This is a genomic window from Paraburkholderia sp. MPAMCS5 (genome assembly GCF_036016995.1).
Classification (GTDB): domain Bacteria; phylum Pseudomonadota; class Gammaproteobacteria; order Burkholderiales; family Burkholderiaceae; genus Paraburkholderia.
The window spans coordinates 77,604-93,023 of the sequence record NZ_JAYXBK010000005.1 but is presented as its reverse complement, the minus strand read 5'-3'; the positions used below and the strand labels follow the sequence as shown (position 1 = coordinate 93,023).

Here is a 15,420-nt window from a genome sequence, read left to right as displayed (position 1 = left end):
CCGCACTTCCCCGCTCATCATGGCTTTTCAATCATTTTCCAACCGCGTGACCGATCTCTTTCGCACGCGCTTGCCGATCGTCGCCGGCGGCCTGATGTGGCTTGCGGATGCCGACTATGTCGCGGCCGCGTCACGAGCCGGCATCATCGGATTCATCACCGCGGCGAGCTTTCCCGAGCCGGAAGCGTTGCGAGCGGAAATCAGGCGATGCCGCGAGCTATGCGACGGCGGCCCGTTCGGCGTCAACGTGTCGATGCTGCCCAAACTCTTGCCGGGCGATAAAACGCGTGACGTTTTTCAAATCGTAGTGGATGAGGGCGTGGAGTTCGTTGAAACATCCGGCCGCAATCCCGAGGAGTTTTTGCCGCTTTTGAAGCAAGCCGGCGTGAAGGTATTGCACAAAGTGCCGGCCGTACGTTATGCGGTTAAGGCCGCGGAGATCGGTGTGGACGCGGTCGCGATCGTAGGAGCCGAGTGCGGCGGACATCCAGGACTCGATATGGTCGGTTCGTTTGTCAACGCGGCATGGGCCGAGGCCCACCTGGACATTCCATACCTGATTGGTGGCGGTATAGGTCGCGGCTCACAAATCGCCGCAGCGCTAGCAATGGGCGCGTCGGGCGTGGTGGTCGGGACGCGCTTCACCGTCGCCGAGGAGATCTGGGCTCACGACGACTATAAGCGTCGTCTGATCGAAGCGCAGCCGACCGATACTGAGCTTTGTATGAGTTCCGTGCGCAATACTATCCGCGCACTGCGCAACGAAACGACTGCCGCCGTGAAGGCGATGGAGATGGCGAATCCAGGCGTGACGATCCAAGAGTTGATGCCGATGGTAGCGGGCAAAATCGGCCGCGAGGCTTATCTCAGCGGCGATTGGACGAAAGGATTGCTCTCAGCCGGGCATGCGCTCGCGTTCGTCGACGAAATCGAGCCGCTTGCCAGTATCGTCGCACGCTTCGAAGACGACATGCTGCGCGCGCTTACGCGTCTACGGGCCATCACGGCCGAGTGATCCTGACACTCATCGATTTTCCGGGCCAACTAGACCCAACCCCTTCGCCATCGCAGCGAATCCGACAAGCATCATTAAGGAGACAAGTCCGTGCAACAAACGCTTATCGAATCAATCAAGCGGAGTGACGAGTATAAAACGCTCGTCTCGTCCCGCCGCCGTTTCAGTTTCACCCTCACGGCGCTCATGGTCCTTACCTTCTACGGTTTCATTCTCTTCGTCGCCTTCGCGCCGGGGGCGCTCGCACGGCCGCTTTATGAGGGCGCCACGACTAGTATCGGCATCGTCGCGGGTGTCAGCATCATGTTGATCGGGTTCGGCCTGACGGCCTGGTATGTACGGCGCTCGAACGTAACGTTTGATCCGCTAGTGAGCACACTGCTTGCAAAAGCCCAGCAGGGAGACTGATCGATGAAGCGCGTTTCCACCCTCCTCTGTACGGGTCTCTTTACCGCATCCACGCTCGCGCATGCCACTGCAGCCGAGGGGGCGGCTCCCACGCATACCGCGATCAACCCGGCTGCGATCGGCATGTTCGCACTCTTTGTACTCGTTACACTCGGCATCACGCGTTGGGCGGCAAGCAAGACCCGTACTGCCAAGGACTTTTATAGCGCGGGAGGCGGCATTACCGGCTTGCAGAACGGTTTCGCCATCGCGGGCGACTATATGTCCGCGGCTTCGTTCCTCGGACTTTCCGGCATGGTGTTCGTCTTCGGTTTCGACGGCTTGCTCTATTCGATCGGCTTTCTAATCGCGTGGCCGTTCGTGATGTTTCTGCTCGCCGAGCCGTTGCGCAACCTCGGCAAGTACACATTCGTCGATGTGGTGGCATATCGCTTCGAGCAAGCGCCCATCAGGCTGGTCACCTCGTTCACGTCACTTGTCGTCGTGATCTTCTATCTCGTCATCCAGATGGTTGGCGCGGGGAAGCTGATCCAGTTGCTCTTTGGGCTGCAGTACTGGGTGGCGGAGGTCATCATCGGGGTGTTGATGGTCATCTACGTATTCTTCGGTGGCATGAAGGCAACGACCTGGGTGCAGATCATCAAGGCGGTTCTGCTACTTTTCGGTGCGACGTTCATTGCCATTATCGCGCTTCGGCAATTCAATTTCAGCCCCGAGGAAATGTTCCGGCGTGCTGTTGCGGTTCATCCTGGAACACTGAGCATCATGGGTCCCGGGAAGCTGGTCAAAGATCCAATCAATGCCCTTTCGCTCGGCATCACACTGATGTTCGGTGCGGCTGGCTTGCCGCATGTTTTGATGCGCTTTTTCACCGTGCCCAATGCAAAGGAGGCGCGGAAGTCGGTGCTCGTCGCGACCGGGCTCGTCGGGTATTTCTACCTTCTGACGTTCATCATCGGCTTTTCCGCGATTGCACTGCTCGTGCAACATCCGGAGTTCTTCAAGATCTCGGCCGGGGGACACTTCAATCTCACGCACGACTTGATCGGCGGCTCCAACATGGTCGCGGTGAAGCTCGCACAAGCGACCGGCGGCAATTTGTTCTACGGTTTTATCGCCGCCGTCACTTTCTCGACAATCCTGGCGGTTGTCGCGGGTCTCATTCTGTCCGGTGCGACAACCGTATCGCATGACTTGTACGCTTGCTGGCTTGCTCGCGGGAAGGCGGACGAACGCCGGGAGATGCGCATCTCGCGAGGCTCTACCGTGGTTCTAAGCCTGGTCGCTATCGGGCTCGGCATTCTGTTCGAGCACAGTAACGTTGCGTTTCTCGCAGGATTGGTGGCCGCCATTGCGGCGAGTGCGAATTTCCCGGTACTGGTATCGTCGATTTTTTGGCGCGGAATGACGACGCGCGGCGCAGTGGCGGGTGGAGTCCTCGGTCTGTCTTCGTCGTTACTGCTCACGCTGTTTTCCAAGGCGGTATGGGTCGAGGTACTGGGCCACGCTCATGCGCCGGTGTTCCTCGATAGCCCTTCACTGGTTTCCGTGCCGCTTGCATTCATCGGCATCTACGTTGTTTCAATGCTGGACCGCAGTGCCCGCGCACGGCGAGAGCGGGACGCATTCGGGATGCAGGAGTTCTACGCGCAAACTGGCCTCTTGCCGATCAAGGCAGCGGACCATTGAACCGCTAGGTCGCCGGGAAGCAACGGTGAGGCCACCGTTGCTTCCCGGCGCCGCCTTCTCCTGCCTCCTCCGTACACCGCGCACACCACTTCCGACGATAACTCGACGCAGTCACGTGGGGCCTACAGTGCGCAGGAACGCCACGAGTTTGTCATTGACCACGTCGGGTGATTCGTGATGTACCCAGTGCCCCACATCGTCTAGTTCGAGCCCGCCAATAAGCCCGGGAATGTTCGCGTGAATCTGGTCGAACGTGAGCGGATAAAGTTCTTTGATACCGTCAACCTTGCCCCAGATAAAAAAGGAAGGCTAGGTTACCCTTGCGCCTTTCCACGGTGCGGATAAATGGAAATACGGTTCAGCCGCTCGATAATAATTCAACCCGCCGCGAAAGCCGGTCCGCTGAAATTCCGCAACGTTGTGAGCGACGTAGTCTCGCGCTGCCCATACCGGCAACTGCTCCGGCGCTGCTCGATGAAGGCTCCGTGTGGGATCCATCGGATTCCAGCGCTTCTCCGCCGGAGCGGCCCCCGATGCCCAGTATAGAATTCCCGGGATGGTAACGGCGGCGTCGGCCCAGATTCGCTCAGCATCGGAACGCATATGCTCGAACATGTAGAATTCATCTTGGCGCCCGGCCTCGCGCATCCTATCGAAGACACTCGAATCCCCGCGCGGAACGTAGGGTACGCTGAGATTGAAGACTGCGGTAAACCGATCGGGGCGCATCAGTGCCGCCTGCCACACATGTGACGCTCCCCAGTCATGCCCCACCAGAACGGCCGTGGAGACATTTAACGCATCAAGCAGTCCGATCAGATCGCCGGCTGTGTGCAGAGCCGTGTACGTGGCCGGGTCTGCTGGCGCGGAACTGCGCCCATATCCCCGCATATCAGGAGCAATCGCCCGATATCCGGCTCCCGATACGGCTTGCATCTGTCTGCGCCAGGTATAGGACGTGTCAGCAAAGCCGTGACAGAAAAGAACGACTGGTCCGTTACGTGCATGGAGATGCCGTTGGTGTCGATGTCATACTGTTTCATGGCAGATTCGGTTCGTTTTCGGTGAATCGATTTTGAGTCTGGCGAGAGTCCGATCTGACCCGGCGTAGGCCGATTGCCACGGCTGACATTCCCCTTTGGAGAACTATTCAGCAATGGACCCGAGGTAGGCGGTCGCGCGTTGCGGACTGGGTCCGGGAGATCCCACTAACGCGCCTACTGACGCAAGAGTCTCCCTCCTCGCTCCGTTATTCGATACGACGGTCCATTGGCACGAACGCGCGTTATGATCATCGTGCAATATCGATTTCTGAAGCACTTCATGGATGCGGTCCAACCGCGGCCGATGAACCATGAAGCCCTGGCCTGCCAGCGCGGCCGTATCGATCTGCAGAGACGCGCATATTGACGCTACGGCCGTAGACATACGCGAGGAACGCCGCCCCTCCAAGCGCTGGGAATGACGGGGCGCTGGCCTCCACGGCCCCTGCTGCCCGTTGAGGAGCTCGGACGCGGAAAGGCGCCGAGCGGATCTGTGCTCCGAAGGCTCAGCCCTTGCTCACCACCACGAGCTTCCGGTTAGCAAACTCTTTGAGACCGACGTCTCCGAGTTCTCGGCCGTAGCCCGATCGCTTGATCCCGCCGAAGGGTAGCTCGGCGCGAGAAGTCGTCGGCGTGTTGATGAACACCATCCCGGTTTCGATCCGCGATGCCAGAGAGCGAGCGCGCTTAATGTCGGATGAGAAGATCGATCCCCCCAAGCCGAACGGCGAATCGTTCGCAAGATCCACAACCGCATCATCGTCATCGACGACAAAGATCTGCGCAACGGGGCCGAAGAACTCCTGGTAGTACGCCGGGTTTTCCTTCGTGATACCTGCCAGCACCGTGGGTTCGTAAAAGAAGCCTGTGCGTTCTGCTCGTTTGCCACCGGCCAATACTTGAGCGCCACTCTTCACCGCGGCTTCGACCTGGCGATCGAGATCGATCAGTGCCGCCTCCGACGACATCGGCCCCAACACAGTCTCCGGCGCCATCGGGTCGCCCATTGCCGCGTTCTTCATGCCGCTGACAAACGCGTCGACAAATTTTTCCGCGACTGCGCGCTGCACGACGAAGCGCTTCGCGCCGATACAAACCTGGCCGGCGTTGGCGAGGCGGGCGGAAATGCCCGCCTGCACGGCCTTCGCGATGTCGGCGTCATCCAGCACGACGAACACGTCACTACCACCGAGTTCGAGCGTGGATTTCTTGAGCATTTCCGATGCTCGCGCACCCACTTTGCTACCGGCGCCTTCGGAGCCGGTAAGGGCAACGCCTTGGATGCGCGGGTCCGCCAGCAGTTCGGCGATCTTCGTGGAAGACACGTAGAGGTTGGTGACTGCGCCGCTCGGTGCGCCAGCCTGCCGGACGAGGTTCTCAAACAGCGCCGCACATTGCGGAACGATACTCGCGTGTTTAAAGACAATCGGGTTTCCGATAGCGATCGCCGGCGCAACGACCCGTGTGAGTTGATAGATAGGGAAGTTCCATGGCTCTACTGCGAGCAGGACGCCGATCGGATGATATTCGACCCACGCCTCCCCAACATCGCTGGCAATGAGTTGCGGCTCGAGAAGCTCGGCCGACTTCGCCGCATAGAAGCGCGCAATCGATGCGCAAAGAGCGACTTCCTTCTGGCCTTGAGAGACAGGCTTGCCCATTTCGAGCGCCATTGTTCGCGCAAGCTTGTCGCTATTATTGGTCAAGAGCGACGCCAGCTTGTCTAGCACGGCGAGCCGCGGCGCGATGTCGCCCTTGGACCAACTCAAGTGATAGAGAGCGTTCGCTTTCGCAAGAGCTGCTTCGACCTCACCATCCGTGTGGTCGGCAAACTCTTGGATCGTTTTCTCTGTGTAAGGGTTGAGGGTTCTGTACGCCATAGTCGTTCCTGATCCAGTGCGATCGCGAGCGTGGCCGATCGCCAACAGAAGGTGGTAAAGGGATTTCGGGCACTGTCGAGTGGTTGTCGAGCGATCGAACTGGTCGATGCCAGTTCGCGTTCCACATCAGTGCTTTCGGTAGGGGGAATGCTCTCGTGCTGGCGGCCGGGCAAGAACTTCGCTGCTCCGCCGCCAGCACGCCCATCGATCAGTAGCCGATGGTGAAGCGTGCGCGCTCGTGCGCCGGTTTCTCGAGCTCGTCGACGAGAGCAACCGCGTAGTCCTCGAAGGAAACCCAGCTTTTGCCCTGATCGTCCTTGATCAAATCATCGCCACCGAGGCGGAACTTGCCCGTGCGCACGCCCGGGTCGATCTGCATCGGCGGGCTGAAGTACGTCCAGTTGATATCCGACGCCCTGAGCGCCGCGAAAGCTTTCACGTGAGATGTTGCGATCGGAATCAGCTTCTCCGGCCAGTAACCGGATTCGAGTACCGTGACGCCGGGCGAGTACCAGAGCGAGCCGCATCCGCCTGCCATGATGAGGCGCGGAGCGCCAGCCTTGCGAACGGCGGCGATCGCGCGCTCGATCATTTGAGGCAGTTGGTCCGTGTAGCTCACATCGCTGAAGAATCGCTCATCCTGCTTCGCGGGCCCGAAGGCGCTGACAACGGCATCCGCGCCAGCGATAATCTCCGCAAGGCGATCTGCGCTACTCAGGTCATCGCGCACGGTCGGAATGCTCTTGGGAAGCTTGTCCGGATTGCGCGCAACCGCCGTGACTTGATGCCCGCGGCTGATCAGTTCGCTGAGTAGCGTGCGGCCAACCTGGCCGGTGGCGGCGAGAACGACGACTTTCATATTCAATGTCCCTTTAGAATTGGCACTTCGTTGGGGAATGGCCGAGAAGCTCGCGACGTCAATGCCGCCGCGAACCTCCTCGTCACTCCGTTTGGCCCGCCGTCTCGAGCGCGGGATAATCGACATAGCCAGCTGCTCCGCCGCCATAGAAGGTCGCGCGGTCATGGCGGTTGAGCGGCGCACCGCGCTTGAGTCGAACAGGCAAGTCAGGGTTGGCGATGAACTGCCTGCCGAACGCGATAGCATCGGCTTGGCCCGATCGAATCGCCTCTTCCGCCGATTCGGCCGTGAACCCACCCGCAACGAGCAGTGTGCCGGGCCAGAACGGACGCAGCGCACCGACTTCCTGCGGCGTACCGATCTCCATGCCGCCGCTGGTGCGCGCCTCGATCAGGCTTACGTACGCGATACCGAGTTCGCTCAGCCGCTGCAGCACGTAACCATAAAGGCCAATCGGATCGGAATCGCCCACATCGTTGTAAGTGCCGAACGGCGAGAGGCGAACGCCGACACGATCGGCGCCCCAGATTTCGATCAACGCTTGCGTCACCTCGATCAGCAAGCGTGCGCGGTTCTCGATCGATCCGCCGTAAATGTCCGTGCGCTTGTTCGAGCAATCGTCCAGAAACTGCTGCAGCAGATAGCCATTTGCGCCGTGGATCTCCACACCGTCGAAGCCGGCGGCCATCGCGTTGCGCGCGCCTTCGCGATAGCCCTCGATGATCCCGGGAATCTCGTCCAGCTCGAGCGCACGCGGCGTCTCATAAGGCACCGGCTTCCACTCCGGGGTCAACGCAGTTTGACCGGTAATCGCGATCGCCGATGGCGCAACGGGCAGCTCGCCATTCGGCTGGAAGCTCGAATGCGACGAGCGACCGGTGTGCCACAGCTGCAGAAAAATAATGCCTCCCTTGGCATGCACCGATTCTGTGACCTTTCTCCATCCATCCACCTGTTCGGCTGAATGGATGCCGGGCGTTGCGGGGTACCCTTGCCCGCCGGGCGAGACCTGCGTGGCTTCCGCGATGATCAACCCGCCAGCAGATGCGCGCTGACCGTAATAGTCTGGGGCCAGAGCATTCGGCACATTGCCAGCACCGGCGCGCATGCGGGTCAGCGGCGGCATCACGACCCGATGGGCCAGCTCATAGCGGCCGAGTTGAAGCGGCGAGAAAAGGGAGGTCGAGGACATGGGCGAATCCTTTACACGTGAGTACAGCGCCACTGGCGCGAAAGTTAGGGACCGACTGCCGACAAGCCGAACAGATTTTCGTCAGATCGCTCCGGTCATGAAATTAATTATGACCGGTCGTCTTTAATTAGTCAACATGCCCAGCCCGGGGATCATCAGCCGTTAAGAGGAGCCCTCATGCCGGTCTGTTTGCATACTCCGAGTTCGCCCTTGTGTACGCCAACAGGCCAACCGCGAGCGCCATTGCCGACAGGACTACGCCAACTATCGCGAGCCCCCTCCAGCCGCCTTGATTGGCGCCGTAGCCGCCGAGCGCGGCGCCCGCAGCACCGCCGAGGAAGTAAGACACCATGAAGACGGTATTCAGACGGCTACGCGCGTCCAGGCGCAGCCCGTAGATGCGCGCGAGATTGGCGACAAACCCGGCGCGGTTGCCCAGGTCCAGTAGCACCATGCTGGCTAAGAGGCAGGACAAGTTGCGGGCGCCGGGCGTGACCAGCGCGAAAGACAGAATGACGAGCACAGTGCTGACGGATGCCACCGTCCGTGCACCGGTCCGGTCCACGAGTTCTCCCATGCGCGGAGACAGGACGAGACCCAGTAATCCGACGAGTCCAAATGCTCCGACCGTAGCGGCGCCGAATTCATAGGGTGGGCGCGCCAGCAACGCCGCAAGCGTGGCCCAGAATGCGCTGAAGGCTGCGAACGTCAGGCAGCCCATAGCAGCGGAGATGCGCAGCAGACGCTCTTCGCGGATCAGTGCAACGAGAGAATGCATGAGTTCGCGATAGCGAATCGCCGTCAGGCCACTTGAGGCGGGCAACCGGCTGACGACGGCAAGAAGCACCAGATCGACGCCCGATGCGAGCCCGAACATCCACCGCCATCCGAAGTGCGCACCGATGAGTCCGCTCAACGTACGGGCGAGAAGGACCCCGGTAGAGAGGCCACCGAGCAAGGTACCCACCACTTTTCCCCGGCTTGCCGGCGGCGCCATGCCGGATGCGGCGGGAATGATGATCTGCCCGGTGACCGCCGTCGCCCCAACGAGAAAGCTGGCTGCCCCGAGCAGGGCGAATGTCGGCGCTATTGCGCACGACATCAACGCTGCTGCGTTGGCAATGATGACAAGCGACGCGAGCTTGCGTGGCTGCACGCCATCAGCGAGTGGCACGAAGAGCAGCAAGCCTGCCGCATAGCCGAGTTGTGTCACCGTGGCGATCAGGTTTCCGTGCGTTGGCGTCACACCAAACGTCGCCGCGATTAACGGCAGCAGCGGCTGGTGATAGTAGATGGCCGATACCGCAAGCGCGCAGCATAGTGCCATCAGGAATATCTCGCGCTGCGTGATCACACGCGCTGATTGCGAGGGATTCATGCCACAAGACCAAGCATTGCCCGGGCCGAGGCGTTGGAGGAAGCGGGGTTTTGGCCCGTAACGAGCAGCCCGTCTACCACCACGTGGGATTGCCAATCGATGGCCTTGGTATAGCGCCCCCCGTTGACCTTGAGCATGTCCTCCACCAGAAACGGCACAACATTGGTCAGGCCGATGGCCTCTTCCTCGGTGTTGCTGAATCCCGTGACGGCCTTGGCGGAAACCAGCGGCTTGCCGTCGGTGCCCTTCACATGACGCAATACCGCAGGTGCGTGGCAGACGGCGCCGACGGGCTTGCCCGCCTGGATAGCCTGTTCGATAAGTGCGATCGACACGGGATCTTCAGCCAAGTCCCACAGCGGCCCATGACCGCCGGGGTAGAACACGGCGTCGAAGCCAACCAGTGACACATCCGCGAGGCGCGTCGTGTCGGCCAGTGCTTTCGTCGCGGCCGCATCGGCCGTAAAGCGCCTGGTCGCCTCGGTCTGGAAGCCGGGATCGCTACTTTTCGGGTCCAGCGGCGGCTGGCCACCCTTGGGTGAAGCCAAGGTCACTGCCACGCCAGCATCCAAGAACGCGTAGTACGGAGCGGCCAGTTCCTCGAGCCAGAAACCGGTCCGCTCTCCGGTGTTGCCGAGTTGGTCATGCGAAGTCAGAATCACGAGAATCTTTTTCATGGATAAAGCCATTTTTTGTGAATGGTGGGTAGTACACACTGCCCTGAATCGCTCCGGCGCATCAGTTCGTCGCAACCGACAACGTGACAGGCCAGCCGTCGTTCAGCGCGTATTCGTCAAAAAAACAGCATTGGCGGAAAGCAGTCGCGCCGCACTGGCCAAGTCCCTCGCCTCTTGCATGCCAAGACGGGAGAGCCTCGCCGAAGCGACAGACAGTGCGTCCGAGGCTTTATGAGGTTCGTTGGCCACGCGTCTCAATCGGCCGAGGGCAGCGCGAATGCTGCGCGAGCCTCCAGCACTCAGGCCGCCTTTTGCTAAGAGTTCATGCATCGCAAAGGTCGCGGAACCGACGGCCAGCACCGTCAAACCACCGTCAATGGCGGCATCCGGTACGCTCCCTCCTCTGCCCGCCAGGGAGACCAGTCGCAGGAGCCTGTGGTGAAAGCGGGCTTTCCATTCAAAGCGATGACCAGTCTTTCCGCGCGGGTCCGCCAGCTTTTGGAGTTCACGGACCATCATGCCGACCAACATGCGCAACCTGTTGCCGGCGCCGAGGGGAAACACGACGCGATAGGCGATCATGGCGATCAGCGGGGCGGCGACAAGGAAAACGTAGTCGACAAACATCTCCACAAAAGTCCCTTTCGGCGGAAAGCCCGGGTGCAGAAACAGCAGCGACACGATGGCATAGTCGAACCCGAATATCATCGTGGCCCGATGCGAGTAAAACAGAGCGGCAATCAAGATGACCGGCACGGTCATCAGCACGATGGCCAGTTCGCTCGTAGCGAGCGGCCAGGCGAGGAACTGGCAAGACAGAGCCGCAATTGCTCCGCAGATCTGGCCGGTGAAGATGAAACGCATCATGCCGGCAGGGTTCTCGAACATCGAGATCATCGAGACCATGATTGAAACGCCAAGTAGGAGCAGCGTGGCGGCGCTCCAACCGGTGGCAGCCCAGATGAGGCCGACCGCCAGCATCGTGATGCCCGCGCGGGCGAAAGCTCTCCACGCACCGGCCCAGTCCCGATGCAAGACGACACGATGGCTGGGTGGCCGAACTCTGCCCGCTGCTTGCCTCCGAGCCGACGCAATGTAGGCTTGGCCTGCATGCAACATCACAGAGAAAAGTTCGTGTAGCTGTCGATCGAACTCGGCCGCACGGACGAGCCGTTCCATGGCTGCCACCGTTTTCTCATACCTCATTCCGCCTTCGAGACATGTGGAAACCTCTTCAAGTGGCCCAACGAGATCGCTATCGCTAGGCGTTACCTGCCGGTGCGCAAGAAGAAGCAATGACATTTCGGTCATCATCAGCTTCCTGATGGCATGTACCATGCGGCGCGAGCGAAGGGAGCCGGCGCCGTGCGGCTCAAGCAGTTCCTCTATGGCGGCCATCTCGGCAAGGATCTCGCGCTGCGCTTCCGTAAGAGGCCCAACGCAATCCCGCCCGATCCCAGCAGCCAGATCGCGCAAAATTCGAGCTGTCAGCTGTCTTAAGCGGCCGGTCAGGGCGTCCTCTTGAGCATGCGGCGTGAAGATGAGGCCGACGACGAGCGCAAGCAGCACCCCCACCAGAATGGTCGCGAGTCGGTCAAGACCGACTTCCAGTATTCGATCAGGGTGAGCACTATCGGCCAGCGCAACGATCGATGCGGAATATCCGGCAAGGATGGTGCCGTAGGCGACGAACCCTCGCTGGGCGTTAGCGATCCCGGAGCACAATGCGATCCACACTGACAGCCCGGCTACGAGCAACACTGGCTCGCCCCCGGAGCCGAGCATCAAGAGAATTCCGGCGAGCGTACCGGTTAGCGTTCCGGCGATACGAAACACACTCTTCTCCAATACCTGGCCGCGCGTGGGTTGTGCCGCCACCCAGATTGTCATGGCGGACCATTGCGGATGCTCTAGCCCGAGCAACCACGCGATCACAAACGCCGCGCAGGCTACAACGGCGGTGCGCAGTGAAAAGCGTAATTTCGGCAGGTCGAAGCCGAAGCTCGCGATGGGCTTCGAAATGCTCGACAGCATCAGAGTTGCAGGTCTGGGATGAGATAGATAGGCTCGGCGCTTGAGAGAGACTGTTTGATCTGCCGCGGGCCCTCATCGACAAGAACTTCCTTCTGCTCGGCTTCAATGCCTTGAAGAATCGCGCGTGCAACGTCCTCGGGAGCCGTCTTCACTGCGTCGACGTCGCTGGCCATATCGGTGTCGATGTAGCCCGGATGAACGTTCAAGACGAACGTGCCTTGGCTGTACAGTTCCTGCCGGAGACCGTTTGAAATTCCCCATGCTGCGGACTTCGATGCGCTATAGGCAGATTTGCCGGGCAAGCTGAACCATGTCACACCGGACAGAATGTTGACGATCCCCCCGCCCCCGTTGAGCTTGAGCACGGGCGCGAATGCCTTCGATACGGCGAGCAAGCCCAGCACGTTGACTTCAAGATGACGGCGCAAGACGTCGACGGAATCGCTTGATGTCAACGAACCCGCCACAAGTACGGCTGCATTGTTGATAACCAAATCGACGTCACGGCACTGAGCCGCAGCAATTTCGACCCCTTCGAAATTCGTCACATCGAGTTCGATCCATTGCACACGATGATCGACTTCTTCGGGGCGCCGTCGACTCGCTGCGTACACTTTCTCGACGCCCGCGTCGAGGAGCAATCGCGTCAGCACCTGGCCAAGTCCACGATTGGCCCCGGTCACGAATACCACCTTACCCTTGAGCTGCATCATCCACTCCGTTATCACAGCACGATATGTTCGTGCACTTTCCCATTGTCGGTGTCCGACATCCGAGACATTTCTCGGATTCGTCGTAGGCATCCGGGCCGGACGAACGCTGCCGATCCGATGCGCAGGATCGGTTAGAGACGCGATCCTTAAATATAATATGACCGGTCATACGCAAGGTCAACATGATGAAGCCGGCGTGGGCGCGCTTGACAATTCGCATGTCCTCCCTTAAATTCAATACGACCGGTCATCTATTACAACTGGACCCTGAAAGATGGAATCGCAAGCGACTGTCGCGCGCCGCGGACCGAAGCCGAAGGCAAATACGCGTGACGCACTCCTGCGCGCTGGAGTGCAAATGTTTCACGAGAGAGGCTATACGGCGACTGGCGTCAAGGACATCGTCGAGGCGGCGGAGGTACCCAAAGGGTCGTTCTACACCCACTTCGATAGCAAGGAATCGTTCGGACGGGACGTGGTCGATAGCTATTTCGATAGCGGCCTCGAAGATCTGCATGCGCTTCTAACCAATGAGCGCGTTCCGCCAATCGAACGTTTGCGCGCCTATTTCGAAGACAGAATCCGCGGCTATCGAGCAACAGGCTACGTGCGGGGCTGCTTGATGGGTAACTTGAGCCTCGAAATTGCCGATCACAGCGCGCCCATCCGGAGCCGGATCGCGGTGCATTTCAGGACTTGGAGCGGTTTCTTCGAGAACTGCATTGCCGAGGCGCAACGCTCGGGCGCCATTCGAAATCAGCTGCCTGCTTCAGTGCTCGCAGAGTTCGTGTTGAACTGTTGGGAAGGCGCACTGTTGCGAATGCGCGCTGAAAAGAACGGACGTCCTTTGATTGATTTTACGGAAGTCGTCTTCGGGGCGATTCTAGTGTGAACAGAGTTCAAGAGGAACAAATGGATCGCCTTGAAATGACGGGCCTTGAACTGCTGCGCGCAGTAGCGGCCGGGCACTTGCCGCCCTCGCCGATGGCCTCGACAGTGCCAATGTCGTTTATAGAAGTCGAAGCCGGATACGTCAAGCTGACCGCACGCGCCGGCGGTCAGCATCTGAACCCGCAAGGTGGCGTTCACGGCGGATTTGCCGCAACGGTACTCGATTCCGTGACCGGCTGTGCGGTCCATTCCATGCTAGAGGCCGGCGTCGGTTACGGCACGATCGACCTGCACGTGAAGATGCTGCGGCCGGTACCGCGCGATCAGGAATTGCTCGCCGAGGCCCGCCTGGTGCACCTCTCACGCAATATCGCGACGTCGGAGGGGACGTTGAAATCCGCCGAAGGAAAACTGCTCGCGACTGCAACGGCGACTTGCTTCGTAAAGAGAGGCTAAAGCGGTAGACCCACAAAATTCAGCATCCGCAGCACAAGCATTTGAAAAGCGCATCGACTCCGTAGCGACATACGGCATCCGCTGATACATACACAAGGAGACAACAAATGCTGGGTTATGACGTGGTGGAACATGGTAAGCCGCTGCAGGCTCGCCTGCGCGAAACGCCTGTGCCGAAAGGGCGCGAAGCCGTATTGCGCGTTACGCATGCGGGCTTGTGTCATTCCGACATTCATCTATGGAAGGGCTACTACGATCTCGGCGGGGGCAAGCGCGCGTCGTTGAGTGATCGAGGGCTGTTCCCACCGTTCACACTGGGTCACGAATCGCTTGGGATTGTGGTTGCCGTTGGCGAGGACGTATCGGACGTCACAGTCGGCGAGCGCCGCCTCGTGTTTCCCTGGCTCGCATGCGGTGCATGTTGGGCCTGCGACCGGGGGCGCACCGATTTGTGCGCGAAGCAACGCACGATCGGTCTGGCAACGCCAGGCGGATTCGCTACACATATCCTCGTGCCGGACGCACGCTATCTCGTGGACGTTGAAGGAATCGACGACGCATTTGCCGCTACCCTCGCCTGCTCGGGTGTTTCTTCGTACGCGGCTGTCAATAAACTGCCGGCGCTCGAAGCGACCGACTATGTCGCGGTGATCGGGTGCGGGGGCGTGGGGCTGACTGCAATCTCTATCCTGCGTGCCCGAGGCATCGAGAGAATCATCGCGTGCGACGTCGCTGACGATAAGCTGAAAGCTGCGAGCGCTCAGGGTGCGATGCTGACCTTACGCACCGACCGCGACCATGCCGCCCAGGCATTGAGCGAATTAGCGCAAGGCATGGTCGGAGGCGTGCTCGACTTCGTCGGCATTCCCTCGACGCTCCAGCTGGCATACGGCGCGTTGCGCAAGGGCGGGACCTACGTGTTGTGCGGCCTGCACGGCGGCGAGGCGGCGATCGCGCTTCCACCGATGGTGCAACGTTCGCTATCGCTCGTCGGCTCATTCGTCGGAACGCTGGCTGAACTCGAAGAAACCGTTGCGCTCGCCAAAGCTCGAAAACTGGCCGCATTGCCGATTCGCACGTGCGCAGCCGATCAGATCAACAACGCCTTGACCGACCTCGACGAGGGGCATGTGGTCGGGCGAACCGTGCTCGACTTTACTGGAGTCGCGGCGTGATGAGCCCTGC

At 60.1% G+C, this 15,420-nt stretch carries 13 protein-coding genes and 1 pseudogene; 6 read left to right on the top strand and 8 right to left on the bottom strand.

Annotation, left to right across the window (positions count from 1 at the left end):
• The first annotated feature begins 19 nt into the window (after window positions 1-19).
• The 3 genes from VOM14_RS13235 to actP all read left to right on the top strand — a co-directional run bounded on the left by VOM14_RS13235 (window position 20) and on the right by actP (window position 3,112).
• Window positions 20-1,015, top strand: coding sequence for an NAD(P)H-dependent flavin oxidoreductase (locus tag VOM14_RS13235; RefSeq protein ID WP_327629174.1), 996 nt, complete (start codon window positions 20-22; stop codon window positions 1,013-1,015).
• A gap of 90 nt (window positions 1,016-1,105) precedes the next feature.
• Entirely contained in the window at window positions 1,106-1,423 is a 318-nt protein-coding gene (locus VOM14_RS13230; protein ID WP_327629173.1) for a DUF485 domain-containing protein, read from the top strand.
• 3 nt (window positions 1,424-1,426) lie between these two features.
• A complete protein-coding gene (gene actP / locus VOM14_RS13225) occupies window positions 1,427-3,112 on the top strand; it encodes a cation/acetate symporter ActP (protein WP_327629172.1) in 1,686 nt (561 codons plus the stop codon).
• Between the two features lie 309 nt (window positions 3,113-3,421).
• Here actP and VOM14_RS13220 read toward each other — a convergent pair.
• The 8 genes and pseudogenes from VOM14_RS13220 to VOM14_RS13185 form a co-directional block, all read right to left on the bottom strand.
• Window positions 3,422-4,093, bottom strand: a pseudogene (locus VOM14_RS13220) (alpha/beta fold hydrolase); the annotation flags it as partial.
• Between the two features lie 568 nt (window positions 4,094-4,661).
• Window positions 4,662-6,035 (bottom strand): NAD-dependent succinate-semialdehyde dehydrogenase, encoded by a 1,374-nt coding sequence (locus VOM14_RS13215; RefSeq protein WP_327629171.1) that lies wholly within the window; start codon window positions 6,033-6,035, stop codon window positions 4,662-4,664.
• 208 nt (window positions 6,036-6,243) lie between these two features.
• Window positions 6,244-6,894 carry an NAD(P)-dependent oxidoreductase gene (locus VOM14_RS13210; protein WP_327629170.1) on the bottom strand — a complete coding sequence of 217 codons (651 nt, stop codon included), beginning with the start codon at window positions 6,892-6,894 and terminating at the stop codon, window positions 6,244-6,246.
• An 82-nt stretch (window positions 6,895-6,976) separates the two neighbouring features.
• Complete coding sequence (locus tag VOM14_RS13205) at window positions 6,977-8,086, bottom strand: alkene reductase (protein ID WP_327629169.1); 1,110 nt, start codon at window positions 8,084-8,086, stop codon at window positions 6,977-6,979.
• Window positions 8,087-8,261: 175 nt separating this feature from the next.
• Window positions 8,262-9,464 carry an MFS transporter gene (locus tag VOM14_RS13200; protein ID WP_327629168.1) on the bottom strand — a complete coding sequence of 401 codons (1,203 nt, stop codon included), beginning with the start codon at window positions 9,462-9,464 and terminating at the stop codon, window positions 8,262-8,264.
• Window positions 9,461-10,141, bottom strand: a complete 681-nt coding sequence (locus tag VOM14_RS13195) for a type 1 glutamine amidotransferase domain-containing protein (protein ID WP_327629167.1) — start codon at window positions 10,139-10,141, stop codon at window positions 9,461-9,463. Before VOM14_RS13195 ends, VOM14_RS13200 begins: the two co-directional genes overlap by 4 nt.
• Window positions 10,142-10,243: 102 nt before the next feature.
• Window positions 10,244-12,175 carry an FUSC family protein gene (locus VOM14_RS13190; protein ID WP_327629166.1) on the bottom strand — a complete coding sequence of 644 codons (1,932 nt, stop codon included), beginning with the start codon at window positions 12,173-12,175 and terminating at the stop codon, window positions 10,244-10,246.
• Window positions 12,175-12,888 carry an SDR family oxidoreductase gene (locus tag VOM14_RS13185; RefSeq protein WP_327629165.1) on the bottom strand — a complete coding sequence of 238 codons (714 nt, stop codon included), beginning with the start codon at window positions 12,886-12,888 and terminating at the stop codon, window positions 12,175-12,177. The genes VOM14_RS13190 and VOM14_RS13185 overlap by 1 nt, the downstream gene beginning before the upstream one ends.
• 274 nt (window positions 12,889-13,162) lie before the next feature.
• On the opposite strand from VOM14_RS13185, the gene VOM14_RS13180 reads away from it, so the two are divergent.
• The 3 genes from VOM14_RS13180 to VOM14_RS13170 all read left to right on the top strand — a co-directional run bounded on the left by VOM14_RS13180 (window position 13,163) and on the right by VOM14_RS13170 (window position 15,410).
• On the top strand, window positions 13,163-13,780 hold the full coding sequence (locus tag VOM14_RS13180; protein WP_327629164.1) for a TetR/AcrR family transcriptional regulator: 618 nt from the start codon (window positions 13,163-13,165) through the stop codon (window positions 13,778-13,780).
• Between the two features lie 20 nt (window positions 13,781-13,800).
• Window positions 13,801-14,235, top strand: a complete 435-nt coding sequence (locus VOM14_RS13175; RefSeq protein ID WP_327629163.1) for a PaaI family thioesterase — start codon at window positions 13,801-13,803, stop codon at window positions 14,233-14,235.
• Between the two features lie 107 nt (window positions 14,236-14,342).
• On the top strand, window positions 14,343-15,410 hold the full coding sequence (locus tag VOM14_RS13170; protein ID WP_327629162.1) for an alcohol dehydrogenase: 1,068 nt from the start codon (window positions 14,343-14,345) through the stop codon (window positions 15,408-15,410).
• The last annotated feature ends 10 nt before the right edge of the window (window positions 15,411-15,420 follow it).